The sequence below is a fragment of the Streptacidiphilus cavernicola genome (assembly GCF_042510955.1).
In the GTDB taxonomy this organism is placed as follows: domain Bacteria; phylum Actinomycetota; class Actinomycetes; order Streptomycetales; family Streptomycetaceae; genus Streptacidiphilus; species Streptacidiphilus cavernicola.
Window position 1 is genome coordinate 67,227 of sequence record NZ_JBHFAB010000019.1, and the last position, 24,648, is coordinate 91,874.

Below are 24,648 nucleotides of genomic sequence, written 5' to 3' on the forward strand. Positions count from 1 at the left end.
ACCGTCGTGGAATCTGAGAGAGCGCTCTCAGTCGGACTCGCCCCGGGCACTCAGCCGGACGTATCCAGGTGGACCGCCGCGAACGGGTCCGCACAGAATGGTGAACCCGAACCGACGGGGCCGCCGCGCCGCATCCACCCCGCTCGCGCGCGGCGGCACCGTCCCCCCGACTGCAAGAGAACGGTCCTGATCCACACATGAGTTGATTACCCGTCAGGGAAGGGCAGTCTCGATGACGCACCTACGCCACCCCGCCTCCGTGCACGTCGGAACCGGCCGCCCCTGGCGGGCGCTCGCCGCGCTGCTGGGAGTGCTGCTGCTCGCCGCGCTGCTGGTCGCCCCGCGCGGGGCCGCTGCCGCGACCGGAGCCGTGCTGCTCTCCCAGGGCAAGCCCGCCACCGCCTCGTCCACCGAGAACGCGGGCACCCCCGCCTCCGCGGCCGTGGACGGCAACACCGGGACCCGCTGGTCCTCCGCCTTCAGCGACCCGCAGTGGCTGGAGGTCGACCTCGGCTCCAGCCAGAGCATCAGCCAGGTCGTGCTGAACTGGGAGACCGCGGCCAGCAAGGCCTACCAGATCCAGACCTCCACCGACGGCACCACCTGGACGCCGATCTACTCCACCACCACCGGCGCGGGCGGCACCGAGACGCTCAACGTCACCGGCACCGGCCGCTACGTCCGGATGTACGGGACCCAGCGCACCACCGGCTACGGCTACTCGCTCTGGGAGTTCCAGGTCTACGGCGGCGGCAGCGCCCCCACCACCTGCGGCAACGCCGACATCGCGCAGGGCAGGACGGCCACCGCCTCGTCCACCGAGAAGGACTCCACCCCGGCGTCGGCCGCCGTGGACGGCGACGGCGGGACCCGCTGGTCCTCCGCCTTCAGCGACCCGCAGTGGCTGGAGGTCGACCTCGGCTCCAGCCAGGCGGTCTGCGGCGTCCAACTCGCCTGGGAGGCGGCCTACGGCAAGGCCTACCAGATCCAGACCTCCACCGACGGCAGCACCTGGACCACGATCTACAGCACCACCACCGGCGCCGGCGGCACCGAGAACCTCACCGTCAACGGTACCGGCCGCTACCTGCGGATGTACGGGACCCAGCGGGGCACCGCCTACGGCTACTCGCTGTGGACGCTGGCCGTGTTCTCCCCCGGCGTGACCACCTCGCCCCCGGCCGGCTGCCCCTGGGTCGGCTCCACCGCGCCGGTCGCCACCCGGGTCGCCCAGCTGCTGGCGCAGATGACGCAGGCTCAGAAGGTGTCGCTGCTGCACGGCAGCGGCAGCACCTCCCCCTACGTCGGCGACGTCAACGCCATCCCCGCGCTCTGCATCCCGGCGATGGGCCTGCACGACGGCCCCGAGGGCGTCGGCGACGGCTTCACCGGCGTCACCCAGTTGCCCGCCCCGGTCGCCGCCGCGGCCACCTGGGACACCTCGCTGGAGAAGCAGTACGGCACGGTCGCCGGGAACGAGTTCGCCGGGAAGGGCGTCACCGTGGGCCTCGGCCCGACCCTCAACATCGACCGCGACCCGCGCTGGGGCCGGGCCTTCGAGACCTTCAGCGAGGACCCCTACCTGACCGCGCAGATGGCCACCGCCGACATCCAGGGCATCCAGAGCCAGGGCGTGATGGCGCAGGCCAAGCATGTCGCCGTCTACAACCAGGAGACCAACCGCAACACCCCGGCCGACAACGCGGTGATCGACACCCGCACGCTCCAGGAGATCTACCTGCCCGGCTTCCAGGCCGCGGTCAGCAAGGGCGCGGCGGCGTCGGTGATGTGCGCCTACAGCAGTGTCAACGGCGTTTACGCCTGCCAGAACCCCTATCTGCTGAACACCGCGCTCTACCAGCAGGCGGGCTTCGGCGGCTTCGTCACCTCCGACTGGGGCGCCACCCACGCCACCGCGGACTCCGCCAACGCCGGGATGACCATGGAGATGCCCGGCAGCGACTACTTCGGCGCCTCGCTCACCAGCGCGCTCAACGCCGGGACGGTCAGCCAGACCACGCTGAACACCATGGTCAGCCGGATCCTCACGCAGATGTTCGCGTTCGGCCTGTTCGACAGGGCTCCCAGCGGTTCGATCGGAGCGACCGTCACCAGCGCGGCGCACCAGGCCACCGGCACCCAGGTGGCGCAGCAGGGCACGGTGCTGCTGAAGAACTCCGGGGTGCTGCCGCTGTCCACCACGACCACCCACTCCATCGCCGTCATCGGCAGCGACGCCGGCACCGGCGTGATGAGCGTCGGCGGCGGCAGCGCGGGGGTCACCAGCTCCGGCACGGTGACACCGCTGACCGGCATCCAGAACCGGGCCGGCAGCGGGGTGAACGTCCAGTACAACGACGGCAGCAACGCCACCACCGCCGCCGCCCTGGCCAAGTCCTCGGACGTGGCGATCGTCTTCGCGAGCTACGGCGAGAGCGAGGGCAGCGACATCGGCAGCATCGACCTGCCGGGCAACCTGAACAGCCTGATCACCCAGGTCGCCGCGGCCAACCCGAAGACGATCGTGGTGCTGAACACCGGTTCCGCGGTCACCATGCCGTGGCTGGGCCAGGTCTCCGCGGTGATGGAGAACTGGTACGCCGGACAGGGCGTCGGCACCGCGCTGGCGCAGCTGGTCTTCGGCGACGCCGACTTCTCCGGCAAGCTGCCGATCACCTTCCCGGCCAGCCTGGCGGACGTCCCGGCCAGCACCACCGCCCAGTGGCCCGGCAGCGGCGGCACGGTCCAGTACTCGGAGGGCCTGGACGTCGGCTACCGCTGGTACGACGCCAAGAACAAGACGCCGCTGTTCCCCTTCGGCTTCGGCCTCTCCTACACCAGCTTCGGCTTCTCCGGGCTGCAGGTCGGGACCCCGGACGCGGCCGGGAACGTCACGGTCAAGGCCACCGTCACCAACACCGGCAGCCGGGAGGGCGCCGAGGTCGCCCAGCTCTACCTGGGCGACCCGGCCTCGACCGGGGAGCCCGCCAAGCAGCTCAAGGGCTTCCAGCGGGTGGACCTGCAACCGGGGGCCAGCCAGCAGGTCAGCTTCGCGCTCACCGCGCACGACCTGGCGTACTGGAACACGTCGAGCAACGGGTGGACCGCGGCGAGCGGCGCGTACCAAGTGCTGGTCGGCGACTCGTCCCGGAGCCTGCCGCTGACCGGTTCGTTCACCCTCGGCAGCGCGATCAGCCCGGCGCTGGTCGGGTCCGCGGGCGGCAGTGGCGGTGCCGGTGCGGGTGCCGCTGCGGTGGTCGTCGACAACCCGCACGGGATGAGCAGCCGGGCCCACGCGCCCGCGACGCTGACCGTCACCGCCGACGGAACCGGCGTCAGCTTCACCGCCACCGGGCTTCCGGCCGGGCTGTCGATCAGCCCGACCGGGGTCATCTCCGGCACCGCGAGCACCCCCGGCACCAGCACGGTCGCTGTCACCGCCGTTGACAGCGCCGGTGACTCCGACACGGCCTCGTTCGTCTGGACCGTCGTCGGGTAGCCCGGACCGGCAAGGGCCCCGCAGCCGATGCGGGATGATGTCCGCCATGAGTATGGGGAACGGGGAAGGTAGCGACCGGCTGGTCGCCGGTCGCTACCGCCTGCTGACGCGACTGGGCCGCGGCGGCATGGGCACGGTGTGGCGGGCCGAGGACGAACTGCTGAACCGTCAGGTCGCGGTGAAGGAGGTGCACCTGCGCGGCGAGCACTCCGCGGCGGAGCGCGAGCAGCAGCGCGAGCGCACCCTGCGCGAGGCCCGCGCCGTCGCGCAGGTCCGGCACCCCTCGGTGGTCGGCATCCACGACGTGGTGGAGCAGGACGGCCGCCCCTGGATCGTGATGGAGCTGGTGGACGGCGCCACCCTGGGCAGCGTACTGGCGGCCGAGGGCCCCCTGCCGCCGCGCGAGGCGGCGGCGATCGGCCTGGCCGTACTGGCGGCGCTGGAGGCCGCGCACGCGCGCGGCGTGCTGCACCGCGACGTCAAGCCGGACAACGTGCTGCTGGAGCGGGGCAGCGGCCGGATCGTGCTGACCGACTTCGGCATCGCCCGGCTGGACGGCAGCACCACCCTCACCGAACAGGGGGCCTTCCTCGGCTCCCCCGAGTTCACCGCCCCCGAACGGACCGAGGGCGGTACGGCCGGTCCCGAGGCCGACCTGTGGTCGGTCGGCGTGCTGCTGTGCGCGGCGCTGGACGGGCGTTCGCCGTTCCGCCGCGACTCGATGTCGGGCGTCCTGTACGCGGTGCTCTACGAGGACATCACGCTCCCGGCGCGGGCGGAGCCGCTGGCTCCGGTGATCCGCGGGCTGCTGCAGCGGGATCCGGCCGGGAGGCTGACCGCGGTGGAGGCGTCCTGGCTGCTGACGGACTATCTGGACGGGCAGCCGGAACGGTCGGCGGCGACAGCGGAGACGGTGCAGGCACCTCGCCGGGAACGCGATCGGGATCAGGATCGGGATCGGGATCGGGATCGGCAGGTAGCTTCGCAGGACCGTGGCGGGACGCTGGCGGACCCGGAGGGGGCAGTCGGCAGGTCGGCGGAGCCGGGGCACGGCCGGGTGGCGCCGAGGCCCGGAGCGGACCCTTCCGTCGCACCCCGGTCCGGATCTGCGTCCGGATCTGCGTCCGGGTCCGAGCCCGCATCCGGGTCTGACGTCTGGTCAGAGTCCGGGCCGGACGGGGCTCCAGAACGCGGGCGGGGTCGGACGGCCCTCGTCCTGCTGGCCGTGGTCGTCGTCGCGGCGGCGCTCGCGGCAGGCGGGGTGCTGCTCCTCGGGCCCGACTCCGGGCCCGGCTCCGACCCCGGCCGCGGCACGGTGGCCGGGGCCTCGACCCATCCGCCGGCCTCCCCCGCAGCCTCCTCTTCCGCTTCCGCCACCACCTCCGCCGCGCCCACCGGAACGCCTTCGGTCCGGCCGACCGCCCTCGCCGACGACCCGGTCCCCGCGGGCTACACCCTTCACCGCGACCCGGCCGGGTTCTGGCTCGCGGCCCCCACCGGCTGGCCGCGCACCACCAACAGCGCCGGGCAGGTCTTCTACATCTCGCCCGACGGCAGGTTCCGGATCGGGGTGCACCCGTCGCCGGGCGTGTCGCCCGACGGCGTGCTCGCCACCCTCAAGGGGCAGGACAGCGCCGGCGCAAAGGTCTACCCCGGCTTCAGGAACGACTCGGTGCAGGCCACCGTCTTCCACAGCACCAGCGACGCCGCGCTGATGGTGTGGACCTGGGACGGCTACTCCGACGGCTTCGGCGCGCGCACGGTCGAGGACCAGAGCTGGACCGAGGGCGGCGCGACCTACGACTTCTGGGTCTCCGCGCCGACCACCGGCGCCGAACAGGCGATCCGGTACTTCCAGGTCGTCTCGTCGACCTTCCGCGCGGGCTGAGCGCGTCGCCGACGGCCCGTATGTTTGCTCAACTCCGGCTTATTTCACCATAGCTGACGTGTCGTCATTCATTATCTGACGCACCGTCATTGACTTCTCACGGTGCCGGTTGGATTCTCTGTCCACCACGGCTCCAGCAGCCACCACGGCCCAGCAGCGCGCCACGACGCGGCCCCGCTCCGCCGTACCCAGTACAGGCCCGCGCCCCTGTACCCGGCTCCACTGTCACCTTCACCCGGCCCCGCCCCCGTCCCCCACGGGCCCGCGGCCAGGGCACCGCCATGCCCGCCCCCACCCGGTCGCGCATGCCCACCTCTCTGTGGAGGACATCCATGGGATCATCCAACCTCTCCCGTCGCACCTTCCTCGGCGCGGCCGGGGCCACCGCCGCCGTCAGCGCCCTGACCTGGACGCCCGCGTTCCGGGTCACCCCCGCCGAGGCGGACACGCCCGCCCCACCCGCCTTCCCGAGCGGGATCAGCGTCTACCAGCAGGCCTGGTCCAACTGGTCCGGCGAGATCGTCGTCAGCCCGACCTGGACCTGTGCCCCGTCCTCCCCCACCGACGTGGTCACCCTCGCCAACTGGGCCAACTCCCAGGGCTGGAAGCTCCGTCCGCGCGGCATGGGCCACGGCTGGTCACCACTGCTGGAGCCCAGCGGAGCCAGCGGCAACATCCTCATGGTCGACACCACCCAGCACCTCACCGCCGTCACCGTGAACAGCGGCAGCGCCCCCACCGTCACCGCGCAGGCCGGCATCACCATGCTCAACCTGCTCACCTCGCTGGAGAACGCCGGATACGGGCTGACCAACACCCCGGCCCCGGGCGACCTCACCCTCGGCGGCGTCCTCGCCATCGACGGCCACGGCACCTCCGTCCCGGCCAGCGGCGAGAGCCGCACCGCCGGGCACACCTTCGGCTCGGTCAGCAACCTGGTCACCTCGCTCACCGCCGTGGTCTGGGACGCGGGAGCCGGCGCGTATGTGCTGAAGACCTTCCAGCGCAACGACCCCGACATCGGAGCCTTCCTGGTGCACGTCGGCCGGGCCTTCGTCACCGAGGCGACGCTGCGGGTGGGCGCCAACTCGCGGGTCCGCTGCCAGAGCACCTACACCACCAACGTCGGCACCCTGTTCGCACCGCCGGCCTCGGCCGGGTCCAACTCCTTCGCCTCGCTGGTCAACCAGACCGGGCGGGTGGAGACGATCTGGTTCCCCTTCACCACCGTGCCCTGGCTCAAGGTCTGGACGGTCAGCCCGAAGAAGCCGCTGTTCTCCAAGGAGGTGGACAGCCCCTTCCCGTTCAGCTTCGCCGACTCGGTCAGCCAGGACGAGTCCACGCTGATCGCCGAGATCGTCGGCGGGAACGTGTCGGTCACCCCGACCTTCGAGAACCTGGAGATGAGCATCGTCGGCTCCGGGCTGATCGTCACCGGCACCTGGGACATCTGGGGCTGGGCCAAGAACACCCAGCTCTACGTCAAGCCGACCACGCTGAAGGTCACCGCCAACGGCTATGCGATCCTCTGCGCCCGCGCCGACCTGCAGCGCGTGGTCAGCGAGTTCTACACCTACCTCAACGGGGCGCTCAACACCTACAAGGCGCGCGGCCAGTACCCGATGAACGGGCCGTGGGAGGTCCGGGTCACCGGCCTCGACAACGCCGCTGACAGCGGCGTGACCGGCGCGGTGCAACCGCTGCTCAGCGCGCTGCGCCCGCGCCCGGACCAGCCCGCCTGGGACACCGCGGTGTGGATGGACCTGCTCACCATCCCCGGGACGCCGCAGTCGCAGCAGTTCTACCGGGAGACCGAGCAGTGGGTGCTCGGCAACTACACCGGCAGCTACGCGGCGGTGCGTCCCGAGTGGTCCAAGGGCTGGGCCTACTCCGGCACCGCGGCCTGGGCCGACCCGACCATCCTCGGCAGCACCATCCCGGCCGCGTACCGGGCCGGGCAGGCGTCGGGCAGCAACTGGGACACGGCTCTGTCCATCCTGGACCGCTACGACCCCAACCGGATCTACAGCAACGCCTTCCTGGACGGCCTGCTGCCCTGACCGCCGCCCTGACCACCGCCGGGGTCGCGGCGGTCAGCCGGACTCGGAGTCGGTCCCGGACACGGTCTTGGCCTCGGGTTCGGTCTTGACCTCAGCCCCGGTCTCGCTCTCGGTCTCGGCCGTCTGCGCGACCAGCGCGTAGCGCTCGTCGTGGACCTGACGGCCCCACAGGTCGGCGTCGCCGCTGAGATCCTCGACCCGCACCGCGGCGACCAGCGGGCGGAGCACCCCGGCCAGGTGCTCCGCCCCGACCCCGCCGCCCCACGGCAACTGCTCCGCGCCCGGGACGTACGGGGCGGCCGTCTGCCCCACCGTCCCCCAACGGCCCTCGACCAGGAGACCAGCCGACCGCCCGGAGCGAGCCGTCCCAGCCAGGCGCGCAGCGCGTCCTCGGGCGACGGCAGCGTCCACAGCAGGTGCCGCGCCAGGACGACGTCGTAGCTCCGGCCGCCGGTCGGCGGGTCCGCAGCGTCGCCGAGCAGGAACTCGGCCGACAGTCCGGCGGCGGCCAGCTTCGCCCCGGCCCTGGCCAGCATCGCGGGCGCCAGGTCCACCCCGGTCACCTGGTGGCCCCGCCGGGCCAGTTCCAGCGCCAGCGAGCCGGTCCCGCAGCCGACGTCCAGAATCCGCCGCGGTGGCACGGCCGGGATGCAGCGGGCCAGCAACCCGGCCCAGGCCGCCCTGGTCCGCTCGGCCAGCAGGCCGTGGTCCGGCTCCCGGTCGAATGCGGGCGCGGCGGCGTCCCAGTAGTCGGCGACGGCATCATGATCGAACGTCATCCCGGCATGCTCGCACGCGGCACTGACACCGGGGTCAGCACCATCACCGGCAGCCGCCGCCCGGCCCGTCCGGCCCGTCCGGCTCGCTCGGCCAGGGCCTGGTGCCGGTCGTAGCCGCCGTAGACCTGGAGCAGCAGCGGCCAGAGCCGCGCCCGCTCGGCGCCCTCGGCCTCGGCGGCGGTGACCGCGAAGACCTCGCGGCGGTAGCGGACGGTGCCGCCGCCGGAGGCGAGCAGGTTGTAGTACCAGCCGGGGTTGCGCCGGGCTCCGTTGTCCGAGGCGACCACCACATAGCGGTCGGCGTCGCGCAGGAAGACCAGCCCGTTCACCCGCAGCCGCCCGGTCCTCCGGCCGCGGGTGGTGAGCAGCAGGATCGGCTGTCCGAACCAACTCGCCCCGAGCAGGCCGCCGGTGGCGCGGTAGACGACGTTGCAGCCGCGGAGGAGGGCACGGCTCAGGGCGCGGGGCAGCAGTCGGTGCACAGCGTGATCGCTCCTCTAGGTCTTGGAGGGCCTTGGAAGGTCTTGGAGTGTCTTGGAAGATTGCGGAAGATTGCGGAAGATTGCGGAAGATTCTGGGAGTCCTGGAAGGTTACGGGCAAGGTTCGCGGAGCGTTCCCCTCCGCGCCGTGCCTCGGTCGTGGGTGAGTCCACCCCGCGCGGTGACACTGTTCCGTCCGCCGTCCGTCCATCCTCCCTCAGTCGCGGACGAGAGCCCCAGGAGCCACACCTGTCATGAGCGATATCAACCGCCGCAGGTTCATCCAGCTCGCCGGCGGCACCGCCGCCGCCAGCGCCATGTCGACCAGCATCGCCCGCGCCGCGTCGATCCCGGCCGACCGCAGGACCGGCACTCTCGCGGACGTCGAGCACATCGTCGTACTGATGCAGGAGAACCGGTCGTTCGACCACTACTTCGGCAGCCTGCGCGGGGTCCGCGGCTTCGGGGACCCGCACCCGGTCACCCTGCCCAACGGCAAGGCCGTCTGGTACCAGTCGGACGGCGGCAAGGACGGCGCCGGCGCCAAGGACGTGCTGCCGTTCCACCCGGACGCCAGGAACCTCGGGCTGCAGTTCCTGGAGGACCTGAACCACGACTGGAACGGCGGCCACCAGGCCTGGAACCAGGGCAGATACGACCAGTGGGTGCCCGCGAAGACCGCGAGCACCATGGCCTACCTGACCCGTGACGACATCCCGTTCCACTACGCCCTTGCTGACGCGTTCACCGTCTGCGACGCGTACCACTGCTCGCTGATCGGGCCGACCGACCCCAACCGCTACTACATGTGGACCGGCTACACCGGCAACGACGGCAAGGGCGGCGGTCCGGTGGTCACCAACGCCGAGGCCGGCTACGACTGGACCACCTACCCGGAGCGGCTGGAGCAGGCGAAAGTCAGCTGGAAGATCTACCAGGACGTCGGCGACGGCCTGGACGCCGACGGCTCCTGGGGCTGGACCGACGACGCCTACATCGGCAACTACGGCGACAACTCGCTGCTCTACTTCGACAACTACCGCAACGCGCAACCCGGTGACGCCCTCTACGAGAAGGCCCGCACCGGCACCGACAACAAGAACGGCGACGGCTACTTCGACCTGCTGAAGGCCGACGTCACGGCGGGCAGGCTGCCGCAGGTCTCCTGGATCGTCGCCCCCGAGGCCTTCACCGAGCACCCCAACTGGCCGGTGAACTACGGCGCCTGGTACATCGCCCAGGTGCTGGACGCGCTCACCGCCAATCCCGGGGTGTGGTCGAAGACCGCGTTGTTCATCACCTACGACGAGAACGACGGCTTCTTCGACCATGTCGTCCCCGCCTTTCCGGCCGGGTCCGCCGCGCAGGGCGGGTCGACCGTGGACACCGGCGGCGAACTGCTCGACCCTCCCGCGTCCACCGGTCTCGCCGCAGGGCCCTACGGGCTGGGGCAGCGGGTGCCGATGCTGGTGGTGTCGCCGTGGAGCAAGGGCGGCTACGCCTGCTCGGAGCTGTTCGACCACACCTCCATCATCCGCTTCATCGAGCGGCGGTTCGGGGTGCGCGAGCCCAATATCTCGCCCTGGCGGCGGGCCATCTGCGGCGACCTGACCTCGGCGTTCGACTTCTCGCACCGGGACGCCAAGGTCCCGGCGCTGCCCGCGACCGACTCCTACGCCCCGCCGGACCGGGACCGGCACCCGGACTACGTGCCGACCCTGCCCGCGCACCCGGCGCTGCCCCGGCAGGAGCGCGGCCGACGCCCGGCCCGCGCCCTGCCGTACGACCTCGCGGCGGACGCCCGCACCAGCCCGGCCGACGGAAGGCTGACCGTCGACTTCGCCGCGCGGGGGCGGGTCGGGGCGAACTTCCTGGTCACCTCCACGACCCACCCGGGCGGCCCGTGGACGTACACGGTCGGGGCGGGAGCGCGGCTGACCGGATCGTGGGCAGTCGACGCGGACGCCTCCGGCGGCGGCTACGACTTCACCGTGCACGGGCCGAACGGCTTCCTCCGGCAGTACCGGGGCAGGGTCGGGACGACTGGGGCGGAGGTGACGGTACGTCACGACGGCGGGGCTGACCTGGTTCACCTCGATCTGGTCAACCACGGCGACAACACCGTCCACCTCGACATCCAGGACGGCTACGGTGGCCGGGCCACCAGCCACCAGCTGCGCCCCGGGGCGCGGGTCACCCACACGGCGCACCTGCACGGCACCGACGGCTGGTACGACCTCACGGTCGTGTCCGACCACGACCCGGCGTTCGCCCGACGGGCGGCCGGTCACGTGGAGACCGGCAGGGAGAGCAGCACCGACCCGGCAATCGCCTCGGCGTAGCCGCGGGGGCCGCTCGGGGCGGCGAGGGGTCACGGGGACCGCGAGCGTCACGGGGCCGCGAGCGGTGGCGGGCGGTGGCAGGCGATGGCGAGGATCGAGGGAGGACTGCGGGAGACTGGACCGCATGACGCCCGACACCCTCAAAGCCGCCTGCCTGGAACTCAACGGCGCGGAGGAGACCTTTCCGTTCGGCCCGGAGACCTCGGTCTTCAAGGTCGGCGGAAAGGTCTTCGCACTGACCGCGCTGGACGGACAGCCGCTGAAGGTCAGCCTCAAATGCGACCCCGACCTCGCCCTGCAACTGCGCGAGGCGCACCCGGCAATCGTGGGCGGGTGGCACCTCAACAAGCGCCACTGGAACACGGTAACCCTGGACGGCTCCGTACCGGAGCCGCTGGTGCGGGAGATGATCGAGGACTCGTATGACCTGATCGTCGCCAAGCTCCCGCGGAGGCAGCAGCTGATCCTGGACTGGCAGGGCGTCGGGGCCGCAGGCAGGCAGCGGTAGCTCAGCCGGTCAGGACGGCGCTTGCCGACGCCGACGCCGCAGGAAGGCGACAAGCGCCCCGACAACGGCGAGGACCGCCACGGCCGCGATGCCCGCGAACGCCCCGACCCCGAGGCCACCCGACGCCCCACCCGGCGTAGCGGCAACCGCACCCGCACCCTTCCCGCCGACGGCAGCAGCAGTGGCCGCGCCGCCACCACCCGCAAGCGGATCAACAGTCTGCGGCAAAGGCCCGGCAGCCGGGCCAGCCGCAAGCGTGGTATTCAACGCAGCATCAGGCCGCAACACGCCGTACCCGTAGTGCAGATCAGGCGTCGTCTGCCCAGGCTTGGCATTGGGATCGACAGCAGTCTTAATCAGCCGATTGACCACCTGCCCAGCAGTAAGCTCCGGAAACTTAGCCCGAACCAGCGCGGCAGCAGCCGAAACGTAGGCAGCGGCATAACTCGTGCCATCGCCGATCCCGTACTGGGTATCAGATCCCATGTTGTCACTGACGATTCCCGTGGCCGGTGCAACGAGAACTAGATGCGAGCCGAAGTCCGATCCGCCCCAGATGGTGCCGTTCTGATCAGCCCCACCTACAGAAATGACACCGGGGAAGGATGCTGGGTAGTTATCGACTTGAACCCCATCATTCCCGGAAGCAGCCACCAAGATCACATCCCTCGATTCAGCATAGGCAACCGCCGATTCCTCGGTTGTACTTTTTCCAGGCCCACCTAGAGAAACGTTGATTACAGCAGCACCTTGATCCACTGCGTATCGGATCGCATCGGCAACCTGCTGCGACCCACTGTTCGATTCGCTGTCGACTGCGAGCGGAAGAATCTTGACTCCTGGAGCAAGGCCGATGATCCCCTCAGTGCCACCCGGGCCATGGCCGTGAGCAGCAATCAGACTCGCAACACCAGTTCCATGTCCATCGGTGGAGATATCATGCTGCCCATTTCCGCCAGTTGCAAAGTTCTTACCCACAAGCACTTGCCCATCAAGATCAACATGGGTGGCTCGAACACCCGAGTCGATGACCGCGACCACTACACCTTTGCCGATTGAAAGCGGCCAGATTCTCTGCTGCGCTTTGAACACCTGCAATGTCCATTGTTTGTCACGCGTCGCATCGGCATGCGCCGCTACAAAGGTGGTGAACATCAAAACTCCCGAAACAGCAAAAGCGCACAAAAGGAAAAATACGCGCCTCACGCCAGCTCTCCATTCCCTCATAGCCAGATTATCCATCGCATAATCCGTTGCAACGGACGCCACACGCCGATCACACTTAACTGATGACCGGCGGATTGGCATGCCCATCAGCGATCCACGCCTCCTCGTCCTCGACCAGATAGCGAGCACGAGCACGGCGCTTGCACTTTTTCCCCTTACTTCCAGTCCCAAGACCGAGACCGCCAATCATGGCCGGCCCCCCTTGCTTCACAGTCTCACCTGCTACACCACCACCTTTCGTGCCCGATAGCTCCTCGATGAAGCCCTCTTCAGACTCCTGCCGCCCTGACCCCCCTGCACCAATCGGTCTTCCTCTCTCAGAGGAGGGATTATCAGACACTGTGTACCAACCCTCTCCTTCATTGCGGGAGTGCCCTCGCGTAGCACCACTGCTGATCGGCGCGGAATCCCAAATACCGGCATTGCCGCCGCTGATACCTTCGATCCCGGCTCTGCCACCGGTCTCCCGGACAGCGTCCGCACCTGTCGTACCGCCGTCCCTCAACTCAGCGGTCTCTGCGACGCCACTGACTTCGGGAGTAGTCCCTTGGACGGTCGTTCCCAGGTCAGGCAAGCGTGGGGGGTGTTCACCGCCCGAAATGCCATAACCTGATCTACTGTCACCGCCCATTTCAACCGATCCGGAACGTGCCGGGTCGAGGACTTGTTTCGAACGGCTCTCCGCGGTCCCGCCCCCTTCAACCTGACGGGCACCACCGCCTGCCCCAGGGTCAGCCACAGTAGAAGCGGATTTGCTGGTCACCGAGCTACGCCTGATCGTCGGCGGTGGCGACGGATACACGTCATGACCGCCGAAGGCGTCGCCCGGCGGCTCGCCGATCATCTGTGCTGCGGCGTTGTATGAGGACTCCAGGCGTTCCATTACTGCGACTGCTTGTTGGTGGCGTTCTTCCATGAGGGAGAGTTGGCCGCCGTCCTGTTTGATGGCCTGTTCTCGGGTCATGCCTGCGCTCAGGTCCTGGTCGAAGGCTTGGCCGTTGCGCTCGCTGGTGAGGGCTCGGGTGAAGCGGTCCCACTGGCTCGGGACCTTGGGCATCGTCTGCTTTGCCAGCCGCAGCGCCTCCGCCGCTGCCGAGACACCCGTGCCTGCGTTGGACGCGTACTCCGCGCCGTTGCCCAGTGCCTCGGCGAGCTGCGAGGCCCTGCTGGCGAAGCCGTCGGCCGCTGCGCCTTCCCAGTGCTGAAGGGCGGCGCCGGTATGCGTCCGGAGATCCGCCTGCGCAGCAACCAGTGCCTGCTGGATCGCGGTCCAGCGGGCCGAGACCGTGTCCAGGCTCCCGGGGTCGGCGTCGGCGATCATCGCGCGCAGCCCTACCAGCCCGCCCGCGCCGTCGCCGGCGAAGTCGGCGCCAGAGCCGGTGCCGGGCTGAGGAGCACCGCCGCCACCCCCGGTCGCTGCCGACATCGTCTCTCCCGCTCGCCCTCGGTCGGTCAGCTGTTGCTGTACAGGTCCTGCTTGGTCTGGGCTTCCTGCCGGGTGTAGTTGGCCGCTGCCTGCCCGGTCTGACCGCCGTAGTCGTCGATGAAGCCCTGCAGCTTGCTGATCATCGAGGCGATCCAGGACTGCATCGAGTCGTGCGTCGACAGCAGCCCGTCCGCCGCGGCGAAGTTCTTACCGAGGACGCCCGCACCGATGGTGGTGTCGTATGCGGCGCTGCCCTGACTGTGCGCCAACTCGGCTGCGACGGACCGCAGTTTTGCCACCGTCTGCTCAAGCGAACTCACGTCGACCTGGTAACCGGTTCCCACAGTGCACGCTCCCACCGTCAGCGCATGTCTTGCCTGGGTGCGCATCTTATGGAGCGTGTGCTGACCATTCGCAACTCGCCGGAGGGCCACGAATTGCGCGTGGACGCAGCGTCATGCCGCCTCCGGGGTAAGAGAAATCCGGTCAAAGTAAGGGCTGTCCGCCCGGCTTCCGCGGCTCAGAGGCGGTCACTCAGCGTCAACTGGGGACCTGTTGAATCCCAACGATCGGGCGAACGGTTGTTGACGCGCGAGGTACCGTAGGTCCTGGTGGTTCCGGCCGCCTCTGGGTCCGCGGGAAGGGCTTCAAGCCCATCGGTGGCACGGCCGTGTGATCGATGCCGGTCTTTCCTGCCTGATGTCGCGGACCCGCAGGCGTGAGGAAGGACTGCCATGTCTGACCAGCACCGTTCCCTGCCCGACCGCCCTAACCTGCGGTATCTGAAGCTTGAGGCCAAGCGCCGTCTCACCGCGGGCGAGTTCCCTTCGCTGCACGACGCGCAGTTGGCCGTCGCCCGCGAGCACGGCGAGCCCAGCTGGGCCGCGCTGAAGCGGCGCGTCGAGAGCAGCCACGCCGCCCCGAGCGGCCGTGCCGGAGAGCAGCTCCGCTGGATCGCCTCCCGCTTCGCCGGGGCCGACGAGCCCGGCTGGGCCCCGCCCACGGATGACGAACTGCGCGAGCACTTCCACGAGCGGTTCCTCGGCGCGCTTCCGTCGGACCGGCTGCTGCCCACGCTCACCGCCCTCGCTCCGCGCCTGCGCAAAGCCCCGGCGCTGGTCGAGGACACCCCGACGCACGCGCTGGTCCAGCTCGACGGGGGCCAGTTCCAGGCGGTCGTCGAGGCCGTCGCGCCGTACCGGCTGATCGGCCTGCGCGCCTACGGCACCGGCCGGGGGCACGACCCGCGGCTGGCCGCGCCGACCACCGCCCTCGGCAACGGTGCCGTACCCGCTGCGGCGGTCGACGTGGCGGAGCGGGCATTCTCCGAACTGGGCCTGGTGGGGCTGGCTCTGGCCGGGAGCGACGGTTCCGCCGGTAGCGGTGCCTGGGCGCTGGCCCGTGGCTGGGCAGCTCTGGATCCGGACGTCGAATTGACGGTCCATCACCGTTTTCCGGTTGGTCCGGTCAGCACGCTGGTCACCGCCGTCGCGGTGCTGTGCCTGGTCGTTGACGGCCGGGTCGTCCTCGACGCCCCGCTGAATCGTCAGCTGCGCAGGCCCGGACCGGCCGATCCGTCAGCGACCGTTCGGGAGTTGCTCAGCGGCATCGGGGACGCGGGCGCGGTACTCGGGCGGCTCATCGCGGACGCCAGCGGAGTCCGGTACCCGGAGGCGGTCACCCGTCTGGTGCTGGAGCCGCTCGGGATGAGCAGCACGTCCTTTGCGCGATCGAGCGTGGAGACCGTCACCGGTTACGGTCCGGGGGTCGACGGCCGACTCGTTCCCGTCCAGGGACAGGGGCAGGACCAGCCGACGGCTGCCGTTGGCGGGCTCTGGACCACCGCGTTCGATCTGGTTCGGTTCGGGGTCGGTTGGCGCACGCTGCTCCCTGAGGAGTTGGCGCGTGAGGCGCTGACGCCGCACACCACCCTGCCGGGCGGCAGCGCCCTCGGTCTGGGCTGGCGGCTGGACCCGACCGGAGAGATCGCGGGGCTCGCCGGCAGCCTCCCCGGCGCGTCCGCCTCGCTCGTGCTGCGGCTCCGGGACCGGCGGGTGCACGTCGCGCTGAGCAACCGGGACGTGCCGGTCGAGCCGGTCAACGGCCGCGTGCTGCGCGCGCTCGGCTGACCTGACTCCTGGTCAGCCTGACAGCCTGACGGCGAGCGCCCGGATCTTCCCGTAATCGCTCGCTTCCGGGAGCAGGATCGGAACTCACCGCCCTTCTCACGCAAGCAACAGCAGGTCGGCGGTCCGGAAATAGCTTCCGGGAGCCGACAAGGCACGCCCCAAGGGCTTCATGATCAACTCATGGCCCTTGGAGACGTGCCTTGCAGGTCGGGTCAGCCCCCGTGCTGTCGTCTCAGCCCGTGATCCTCCATGCCGAGAGACGCCAACGGGCGCTGTCCGCTGCGGCGATAGTGAGTTGCGCCTCCGTCGCACGAATGGCGCCCGTGGAGCTGTAGATCACCGAGCCGTCGGTGGAGCAGGCAGAGATTTGCTCCAGGTTTCTTCCGTCACTCTCCTTCACCGTGAGGGCCTGCGAGCTGCCGGTGCAGGTGACGGCCACGACGAACTTCCCGCTTCCGCGGACACCCTTGAGTTGCAACGTCCTCGACCCCGTGCCCGCCGTGTCGAGGAGGAGGGTGGCTCCGGCCGTGTTCTTCTCGTAGGCCACGGGGTCGACGGGGACGGTAACCGCGGTGCCGGATGGTGATGCACTGGTGCTGGAGACGCGGACCCCCGGGGCCGAGCCGACCGAAGAGGGCTGTGCCCCCGCAGTGCAGGCGGTGGCACCTGCCAGCAGAAGGCCGACGAGGACGGTGGCGACAGATGGTCTGATCATCGACTGTTCCCCTGTCGTCAGGTCGTCTGCGTGTGCCAGAAGGTGGGCACGTGGTAGGGCAGGTAGCCAGTCCCACTGAAGCTGGTCATCCAGGTGCAGTTGCCGTTGTACTCGCCGTACTGCCAGTGCACGTACTCCTCGTCCGCTCCCGCGTGCAGCTCTCCGAACTTCCAGGAGGCCGGGACCGCATACGTGGAGCTGTAGGCCACCGATGCGGTGATGCCCGCGGCCACTGAGACCCCGATGGTCTCCTTCGCACTCGCGATGATCATGCTCTCTTTGAAGGCGGCGCTGCCGCTGATCGTTGCGGTGACCGAGGCGCCGGCGGTGAGCGTGATGCCCACGGTCTGACCACCTTCCGCCTTGGCGTACGGGACCATGTCATGGTAGGCGTGCGTATACGAAGTGACGACGTAGCCCTCGTCGGGCGCGCACGCGTTCGGGTGGACCTCCGTCGGCGCGGCGGCCAACGCCGTCGTCGCCCCCGCAGCGGTCAGGACCAGCAGGCAGGCGGCAACTACAGCCGCCCTAGCCGGTATTGTGCTCATTCGGTTCCCCCGTATTGTTTTCCAAGCCGATTGTTTCGACACGGAGGAAGCTAGCACGAACATGTCAAGAATGGAACAAAATTTGAGGGCGATTTGAGGCAACCCGCACTTCAGAGGGGCTGTCGGCGCGCCCGCACGGGCAGCAGCGTTCTATCAACCAAAGGCCGAGGGAGCGCTAACCGCCAGGCCGCCTTTCTTCCACGGGTCGGCCGACTGAACGCCAGCCCGGGATCGGGGCGGCCAGGAGTCGAGGCGCTCTTCGCCGCAGGCGGCGAGGACCTTCACCTGGGTCGTGCCGTTGGTGGAATCGGCGAGGATCTTGCGCAGCCGAGCGGCGTCGTCGTCCGGTGCGACCAGGTCATCGTAGAGTTCCCCGCGCGCCGTCACGAGTATCAATCGCCCGTCGTCAGCGGCCTCGACCAGGGTGTAGGGGTCGCGGCGGACGAGGGGGACGAGGATCTCGGCGCTGTGGGGCAACACGGTCTCGTGCTTGGTGCCGGTGAACAGGTCGAGGCCGATGATGGACGCCTGCTTGCGCCCGCCCACGGTGACGCCTCGGATGGTGCTGTCGGCCGGCCCGGCCGGCGCCCGGAGCTCGCGCGGATCCCGCACGCGGTCGGCGCCAACCCGGGCCTTCACGGCTTCACGAGAGAGTGGAACCACCGTGACTACTGACACCAAGTCGTGAATCCAGCAGGCCGATCCCCCCGGGCATCAGGGGAACTCACCGGATGTCGTGCCCCTACCCCGTCAGCTGAACGGGTCGAGGGTGATGTAAGCCTGCTGCGGGTTGCTGTCGTTGACCAGCGACTCGAAGTTGCCGACGTCGTCGAAGGCGAAGGCGTAGGCCTTGCCGTCGACCATCTGGGCGTGGATCTTGCGGGCGTACTGGTTGCTGACCGTGTCCTTGTAGAAGTCCGCCGCGTTGGTGTCCGGCTGGTTGGAGTCGGTCAGCAGCGTCGCGCGGTTGTAGCCCGCGCACAGCGTGCGCGAGATCGGGCCGCGGACCAGGTCGTTCGGCGCGTCCAGCAGCTTGTAGCAGCCGAAGATGCTGTCCGAGTCCGGCTTCTGGAACGAGGTGACGACCGCCCCGGCGCTGTTGGTGAAGTTCATGACGTTGCCGGAGACCCGCCCGTAGTACTTGGTGTTGGGCTGGTCGGCGAACGGGGTGACGGTCAGCGTCGAGCTGCTGTACTTCGTCCAGACCCGGTTGACGTAGTCGTTCATCACGGTGGCGGGCAGGGCGCCGTTCTCGATGCCGTGGCCGGGGGCGAGCGCTCGCAGGATCGTTCCGTCCGAGCGCTTCTGGATCAGGTTGGCCCAGCCGCCCGGCTGCCCCTTGAGGGCGTTGAAGAAGCCGGTGTAGCCGCCGGACTTGAGGTGCCCGGTGTTCTTGACGGTGCCGTTGGCGGCCTTGACGCCGACCGCGTACGGGGCCGAGAACATGTCGACCTGGGTGCTGTTGATCCACAGCCCGGAGCTGTTGAGGGTGTACTCGGTCCAGTTGAACAGGATGTTCTCGTTGGGGTCGCTGGGGTTCTGCACCGCGGGCTGGACCAGGCCGCCCGTGGTGAGCTTGAACACCAGCTTCTGGCCGTAGGAGAAGTAGACCCGGCCGGAGAACTGCGGCATCCGCAGGGTCAGCTTCTGCCCGTTGGCCGGTCCGGCGATGGACGCGTCGGGCGCGGCGATCGGCGGCTGCGCCCCGGCCGGCCAGGCGTGGAAGGTGCCGTTGGCGTCGGCCCAGCCCTGTTGGCCGGTGGAGAGCAGCGTCCCGATGTCGTAGATGTAGACCTTGTCGCTGCGACCCGAGTTGTTGCTGAAGGTCAGTGGGAGGGTCGTCGGGACGGCGGCCTGCGCGCCGGATCCGAACCCGACCGCGGCGAGCCCGGTGCCGACCAGGGCGGCGGCGATCGCCGGGGCCAGCACCCTTCTTCTTCTGGCATGCATCTGTGGCGTTCTCCTCGTCAGGGATGGGTGCCTGGGTGGAATGTGACGTGGTGACACCCTTGCGGGCATTTTTGAGAGCGCTCTCAGAATTGACTGATGAGCAGAACCTGTCAATCCTGCTGCACAGAGATTTCCCAGGCGATTTCCCAGGGTCGGGCAAACCGTTGGCCCCGCCCACCGGGCCGTCGGTAGATTCGCGCGATGGACGACGCCCCCAGCACCACCCGGATACGCCCCGCCGGACCTGCGGACGCGGCGGAGATCGCCGCCGTCCAGATGCGGTCGCGGGTCGAGACCATGCCGTACCTGCCGCCGCAGCGGCGGACCCACGAGCAGGTGACCCGCTGGGTCGAGGACATCGTGCTCCGCGACTGCCGGATCTGGGTGGCCGTGGACGACGGCGGCCGGATCCTCGGCTTCGCCGCGCTGGAGGGCACCATGCTGGAACACCTCTACCTGCTCCCCGAGACCCGCCGCCGGGGCATCGGCAGCCGACTCCTGGACCAGGTCCGCCGGCACAGCCCGGACCAGGTCACGCTGCATGTGTTCCAGCAGAACACCGACGCCCGCGCCTTCTACGCGAAGCACGGGTTCACCGTCGTCGACAGCACCGACGGCCGGGGAAACATGGAGAAACTGCCTGATCTGACCCTCCGCTGGACGCCGGACCGGGCCCCGGACGGGACGCCGGAAGGAACCCCGGACGGGACCCTCCACGGGGTGCCGGGAGAGCGCTGACCAGGGGGCTTCCGGGTGTCGGCGGCTGCACCTATGCTCAGCCTGCGCATTTCCGCGCCCCTGATCGAAACCCCGATCGAGACCCCTGATCGAAAGGCCCTGCTCCGTGAGCGTCAGGATCCAGCCCAGTGCCCAGGTCGACGAGACGGCCGAGGTCGGCGAAGGGAGCGCGGTGTGGGATCTGGCGCAGATCAGGGAGGGCGCCACGCTCGGGGCGAACTGCGTGGTCGGGCGCGGGGCGTACGTCGGCCCCGGGGTGCGGATCGGCGACAATGTGAAGCTGCAGAACCACGCGCTGGTCTACGAGCCCGCGGTGCTCGGTGACGGTGTGTTCATCGGACCGGCGGTGGTGTTCACCAATGACCACTTCCCCCGCGCGGTGACCCCCGACGGCCGGTTGAAGCGCGGCGACGACTGGGAGGCCGTGGGCGTACTGGTGGCAGAGGGGGCGTCCGTGGGGGCGCGCGCGGTGTGCGTCGCGCCGGTGCGGCTGGGCCGCTGGGCGCTGGTCGCGGCCGGGGCCGTGGTGACCCGTGATGTGCCGGACTTCGCGCTGGTGGCAGGGGTTCCGGCACGAAGGATCGGCTGGGTGGGCCGGGCCGGGGCCCGACTGGTCGCCAAGGACGGCGAGTCCGGCGTCTGGGAGTGCCCCACGACCGGGGCGCTGTACCAGGAACAGGACGGTGAGCTGGGCGAGCTCGGCTGACCGCGCCGGGGGCCGCTTTCCGTTGATCGACCTGCGGTAATTCCGCAAAACGTCAGTCAGCGGACATCTGTGGCCTTACGGTGTGTGTGTACGGTTCGGGCTGGGGACAGCCACGGGCTGTAGTGCAGGGGGGACGCGGTGGGGGTACCGGCGGTTCGACGGGTCGAGGCGGATGACGCCCCGACAGTTGTCGGCTGCCCGGACGCATCCCCTCCCCGCGCAGCACCAGATCATTGAAAATCCGACCCGAGGGGGGTGGGGTGTGCCGAAGCCGCGTTGCTCAGACGTGCACAGCTTGTACAACCGCAAGATCCGCAAGATCCGAGAGAGCCGCGACAGCCAGGTGACTGACGCATCCGCCGCGGCAGGGGCGGTCCGATGACCGCCGCCGTGGCGTCGAGCCGTCTGCGCGCGCTCGCCGAGACCGACGCCGACCTGCACGGACTCGCCGAGCGGCTGCTCGGCCTGGCCGAGGCCGGGCTTCCGGCGATGTACCTGCCCGGCGCCGACACCTTCGTCTTCACCCGCGCCCAGGGCCCGGACGGGACGTTGGAGCAGCGCGGCACCAGCATCCGCTACGCGGCCATCACCGCGCTCGGCGCCCGCTTCCTGCCGCCGGACCGGCAGCGCGCGGTGCTCGGCGGCCACACCGCCGAGGAGTTCGCCGGGCTGCTGGTGCAGCGCCTGCCCGAGGTGTCCAACCTGGGCGACGCCGCGCTGGTCGCCTGGGCCGCCGCCGAGACCGGGCATCCCAAGCTGTCGGACGCCCTGGACCGGGTCGCCGCGCTGGACGCCGACGGGCGGCCCCGGTACACCGTCGAGGCCGCCTGGGTGCTGTCCGCGCTGGCCGCGGCCCGCGGCGTGCTCGACGTCGAGGAGCGCCTCGGCGCCGCCCGGGACCGGCTGCTGGCGGCCAGGATCGGCGACAGCCCGCTGTTCCCGCACGCCACCGGGCCCGGCCTGGTGCCGTGGTACCGCTCGCACATCGGCTGCTTCGCCGACCAGACCTACCCGTTGCAGGCACTGGCCCGCGCCCACGCCAGCGGTGTCGCGAACGGCGGCGCGAGCGACCCGGAGGCGCTGGCCGCCGCCGAGGCCTGCGGCCGGCGGATCTGCGAGCTGCAGGGCGGGGGCGGCCAGTGGTGGTGGCACTACGACGCCCGCCGCGGCAGCGTGGTGGAGGGCTTCCCGGTCTACAGCGTGCACCAGCACGCGATGGCCCCGACCGCCCTGTTCGACCTCGCCGAGGCCGGCGGCACCGACGCCGACGGCGGCGACTTCGGCCCGGCGATCCGGCGCGGGCTGCGCTGGATGACCGAGGTGCCGGAGCTGGCGGCCGCGGGCGCGGCCGAGCCGATGGTGCTGGACGAGCTGGGCGTGACCTGGCGCAAGGTCTACCGCGGCGACCCGAGGAAGGCGGTCCGCGCGGCGCGCGGGGTGGGTACCAGGGTCGCGCCGGGGCTGCGGCTGTCGCCGCTGGACCGGGTGTTCCGGCCCGCCTCGGTGGACCGGGAGTGCCGCCCGTACGAGTTCGGCTGGATGCTGTTCGCCTGGCTCGGCGGCGACGACAGCAACCATGCCGATGGGGGGAGCACGACATGACGGAACGTCAGGCTCTCTTCGGGGTCGAGCTCGACCCGCTGACCATGGAGCAGACCGTCCAGCGCTGCCTCGGCGCGGTCCGGGACGGCGAGCAGTTGGAGGTCGGCGTGGTGAACGCCGCCAAGCTGGTCAACATGCGCCGCGACCCCCGGCTCGCGCAGGCGGTCAGCGGCTGCGACCTGGTGCTCGCGGACGGGCAGGCCGTGGTCTGGGCCGCCCGGGTGCTGCGCAGGCCGCTTCCGGAGCGGGTGGCCGGCATCGACCTGTTCATGCGGCTGCTGGCCGAGGCCGAGACGGCCGGCATGTCCGTCTACCTGCTCGGCGCCAAGCAGGACGTGCTCGACCTGATGCTGCTGCGGATCGCGGAGCGGTTCCCGGAGTTGAAGGTCGCCGGGAGCAGGAACGGCTACTTCGAGGACGCCCGGCAGGGCGACGTCGCCGACGCCATAGCGGCCTCCGGCGCGCAGATGCTGTTCCTCGGGATGACCTCGCCGAAGAAGGAGATCTTCACCGCGGGCTACGGCGCGCGCAGCGGCGTCAAGGTGGTGCACGGGGTCGGCGGCTCCTTCGACATCCTGGCCGGGGTGACCAGGCGGGCCCCGGCGCTCTGGCAGCGGCTGGGCGTCGAGTGGCTCTACCGGGCACTGCAGGAGCCGCGCCGGCTCGGCCGCCGCTACCTCACCACCAATGCGCTGTTCATGCTCATGACCGCCCGTGAGTTGGTCCACCGCACCCCTGTCGCCACCGTTTCCGCCACCGGTTCCACCGCTGGTCCCGCCACCAGGAGGTAGTCATGCGTGTTGTCGTCGTCGGACAGGGATACGTGGGACTGCCGCTGGCCATCCGGGCCGCGGAGGTCGGCCACGAGGTGATCGGATACGACGTGGACGTGCCCCGGGTCAAGAGCCTCGCCGCCGGGGAGTCCTACGTCGAGGACGTCTCGGCCGAGCGGATCAGGGCCACGCTCGCCAACGGCAGCTACCGGCCGAGCGAACTGGCCCGGGACTGCGGCGGTTTCGACGTCGCCGTGGTGACCGTGCCGACCCCGCTGCGCGAGGGCGTGCCGGATCTCAGCTACATCGAGGAGTCGGCCAGGACCCTGGCCCGCTTCCTGCGGCCGGGGGCGACGGTGATCCTGGAGTCGACCACCTACCCGGGCACCACCCAGGAGCTGTTCGCCCCGCTGCTGGAGGACGGCTCGGGGCTGACCGCCGGGGCGGACTTCCACCTCGGCTACAGCCCGGAGCGGATCGACCCGGGCAACCCGGTCTGGGGCTTCCAGCAGACCCCGAAGGTGGTCTCCGGGGTGGACCCGGCCTCGCTGAAGGCCGTGCAGGGCTTCTACGACCAACTGGTCGACACCACCGTGCCGGTCGGCTCGCCGAAGGAGGCGGAGCTCGCCAAGCTGCTGGAGAACACCTTCCGGCACGTCAACATCGCCCTGGTGAACGAGGTGGCGATGTTCGCCCGGCACCTGGACATCGACGTCTGGCAGGCGATCGAGGCGGCGTCCAGCAAGCCGTTCGGCTTCATGAAGTTCACGCCGGGGCCCGGCGTCGGCGGGCACTGCCTGCCGATCGACCCGTCGTACCTGTCCTGGCGGGTGCAGCGCGAGCTGGGGCAGAGCTTCCGCTTCGTGGAGCTGGCCAACGACATCAACAACCACATGCCGGAGTACGTGACCCGGCGTCTGATCGACGCCTTCAACGAGCGCCGCCGCTCGGTGAACGGCTCGCGGGTGCTGCTGCTCGGCCTCGCCTACAAGAAGAACACCGGCGACGCCCGGGAGTCGCCGGCCCTGCGCGTCTCGCAGCTGCTGCTGGACATGGGCGCCGAGGTCAGGGCCGCCGACCCGCATGTGGTGGAGCGGGTGAGGGTGGACGCCCGGCTGGTCCGGGTCGAGCTGACCGCGGAGGAGGTGGCCGCCGCCGACGCGGTGGTGCTGCTCACCGACCACGACTCCTACGACTACGACCTGGTGACCGAGCACGCCGCCCTGGTGCTGGACTGCCGGAACAAGCTGTCCGGACCGAATGTGGAGGTGCTCTGAC

19 protein-coding genes and 1 pseudogene are annotated in these 24,648 nt (G+C 70.2%); 11 read left to right on the top strand and 9 right to left on the bottom strand.

Going from position 1 to position 24,648, the window contains the following annotated elements:
- The first annotated feature begins 232 nt into the window (after positions 1-232).
- The 3 genes from ACEZDE_RS23625 (at position 233) to ACEZDE_RS23635 (ending at position 7,447) form a co-directional block, all read left to right on the top strand.
- A complete protein-coding gene (locus ACEZDE_RS23625; RefSeq protein WP_380539173.1) occupies positions 233-3,499 on the top strand; it encodes a glycoside hydrolase family 3 C-terminal domain-containing protein in 3,267 nt (1,088 codons plus the stop codon).
- Positions 3,500-3,545: 46 nt separating this feature from the next.
- Positions 3,546-5,387, top strand: a complete 1,842-nt coding sequence (locus ACEZDE_RS23630; RefSeq protein WP_380539176.1) for a serine/threonine-protein kinase — start codon at positions 3,546-3,548, stop codon at positions 5,385-5,387.
- Positions 5,388-5,719: 332 nt separating this feature from the next.
- Positions 5,720-7,447 carry a cholesterol oxidase substrate-binding domain-containing protein gene (locus ACEZDE_RS23635; RefSeq protein ID WP_380539179.1) on the top strand — a complete coding sequence of 576 codons (1,728 nt, stop codon included), beginning with the start codon at positions 5,720-5,722 and terminating at the stop codon, positions 7,445-7,447.
- A 33-nt stretch (positions 7,448-7,480) separates the two neighbouring features.
- Here the strand turns inward: ACEZDE_RS23635 and ACEZDE_RS23640 are convergent.
- Positions 7,481-8,226: pseudogene (locus tag ACEZDE_RS23640) on the bottom strand (class I SAM-dependent methyltransferase).
- Positions 8,223-8,708, bottom strand: coding sequence for a nitroreductase/quinone reductase family protein (locus tag ACEZDE_RS23645; protein WP_380539182.1), 486 nt, complete (start codon positions 8,706-8,708; stop codon positions 8,223-8,225). The pseudogene ACEZDE_RS23640 and the gene ACEZDE_RS23645 overlap by 4 nt, the downstream one beginning before the upstream one ends.
- 252 nt (positions 8,709-8,960) lie before the next feature.
- On the opposite strand from ACEZDE_RS23645, the gene ACEZDE_RS23650 reads away from it, so the two are divergent.
- Positions 8,961-11,048, top strand: a complete 2,088-nt coding sequence (locus tag ACEZDE_RS23650) for a phosphocholine-specific phospholipase C (RefSeq protein ID WP_380539185.1) — start codon at positions 8,961-8,963, stop codon at positions 11,046-11,048.
- Between the two features lie 124 nt (positions 11,049-11,172).
- Positions 11,173-11,556, top strand: a complete 384-nt coding sequence (locus ACEZDE_RS23655) for an MmcQ/YjbR family DNA-binding protein (protein ID WP_380539188.1) — start codon at positions 11,173-11,175, stop codon at positions 11,554-11,556.
- 9 nt (positions 11,557-11,565) lie between these two features.
- On the opposite strand, the gene ACEZDE_RS23660 is transcribed toward ACEZDE_RS23655, so the two are convergent.
- The 3 genes from ACEZDE_RS23660 to ACEZDE_RS23670 all read right to left on the bottom strand — a co-directional run bounded on the left by ACEZDE_RS23660 (position 11,566) and on the right by ACEZDE_RS23670 (position 14,529).
- Complete coding sequence (locus ACEZDE_RS23660) at positions 11,566-12,762, bottom strand: S8 family serine peptidase (protein ID WP_380539190.1); 1,197 nt, start codon at positions 12,760-12,762, stop codon at positions 11,566-11,568.
- Between the two features lie 76 nt (positions 12,763-12,838).
- Positions 12,839-14,209 (bottom strand): WXG100 family type VII secretion target, encoded by a 1,371-nt coding sequence (locus ACEZDE_RS23665; RefSeq protein WP_380539193.1) that lies wholly within the window; start codon positions 14,207-14,209, stop codon positions 12,839-12,841.
- Between the two features lie 26 nt (positions 14,210-14,235).
- The gene (locus ACEZDE_RS23670) at positions 14,236-14,529 is read right to left on the bottom strand and encodes a hypothetical protein (protein ID WP_380539196.1); all 294 of its coding nucleotides are present in this window, start codon (positions 14,527-14,529) and stop codon (positions 14,236-14,238) included.
- A gap of 414 nt (positions 14,530-14,943) precedes the next feature.
- On the opposite strand from ACEZDE_RS23670, the gene ACEZDE_RS23675 reads away from it, so the two are divergent.
- On the top strand, positions 14,944-16,338 hold the full coding sequence (locus tag ACEZDE_RS23675) for a serine hydrolase (protein ID WP_380539199.1): 1,395 nt from the start codon (positions 14,944-14,946) through the stop codon (positions 16,336-16,338).
- A gap of 232 nt (positions 16,339-16,570) precedes the next feature.
- Here ACEZDE_RS23675 and ACEZDE_RS23680 read toward each other — a convergent pair whose 3' ends face one another.
- From ACEZDE_RS23680 to ACEZDE_RS23695, 4 genes are all read right to left on the bottom strand, one after another.
- Positions 16,571-16,885 carry a hypothetical protein gene (locus ACEZDE_RS23680; protein WP_380539202.1) on the bottom strand — a complete coding sequence of 105 codons (315 nt, stop codon included), beginning with the start codon at positions 16,883-16,885 and terminating at the stop codon, positions 16,571-16,573.
- A gap of 185 nt (positions 16,886-17,070) precedes the next feature.
- Complete coding sequence (locus ACEZDE_RS23685; RefSeq protein ID WP_380539205.1) at positions 17,071-17,397, bottom strand: hypothetical protein; 327 nt, start codon at positions 17,395-17,397, stop codon at positions 17,071-17,073.
- A gap of 357 nt (positions 17,398-17,754) precedes the next feature.
- Positions 17,755-18,240, bottom strand: a complete 486-nt coding sequence (locus ACEZDE_RS23690; RefSeq protein ID WP_380539208.1) for a hypothetical protein — start codon at positions 18,238-18,240, stop codon at positions 17,755-17,757.
- Positions 18,241-18,351: 111 nt separating this feature from the next.
- Entirely contained in the window at positions 18,352-19,551 is a 1,200-nt protein-coding gene (locus tag ACEZDE_RS23695) for a glycoside hydrolase family 64 protein (RefSeq protein WP_380539211.1), read from the bottom strand.
- A 201-nt stretch (positions 19,552-19,752) separates the two neighbouring features.
- Here ACEZDE_RS23695 and ACEZDE_RS23700 point away from each other — a divergent pair, with 201 nt between their 5' ends.
- From ACEZDE_RS23700 to ACEZDE_RS23720, 5 genes are all read left to right on the top strand, one after another.
- Entirely contained in the window at positions 19,753-20,289 is a 537-nt protein-coding gene (locus ACEZDE_RS23700) for a GNAT family N-acetyltransferase (protein WP_380539214.1), read from the top strand.
- Between the two features lie 106 nt (positions 20,290-20,395).
- Positions 20,396-20,995 carry an acyltransferase gene (locus ACEZDE_RS23705; protein WP_380539217.1) on the top strand — a complete coding sequence of 200 codons (600 nt, stop codon included), beginning with the start codon at positions 20,396-20,398 and terminating at the stop codon, positions 20,993-20,995.
- A gap of 378 nt (positions 20,996-21,373) precedes the next feature.
- A complete protein-coding gene (locus tag ACEZDE_RS23710; RefSeq protein ID WP_380539220.1) occupies positions 21,374-22,597 on the top strand; it encodes a hypothetical protein in 1,224 nt (407 codons plus the stop codon).
- Entirely contained in the window at positions 22,594-23,388 is a 795-nt protein-coding gene (locus tag ACEZDE_RS23715) for a WecB/TagA/CpsF family glycosyltransferase (RefSeq protein WP_380539223.1), read from the top strand. The genes ACEZDE_RS23710 and ACEZDE_RS23715 overlap by 4 nt, the downstream gene beginning before the upstream one ends.
- Positions 23,389-23,390: 2 nt before the next feature.
- Positions 23,391-24,647 carry a nucleotide sugar dehydrogenase gene (locus ACEZDE_RS23720; RefSeq protein ID WP_380539226.1) on the top strand — a complete coding sequence of 419 codons (1,257 nt, stop codon included), beginning with the start codon at positions 23,391-23,393 and terminating at the stop codon, positions 24,645-24,647.
- Position 24,648: the final 1 nt, after the last annotated feature.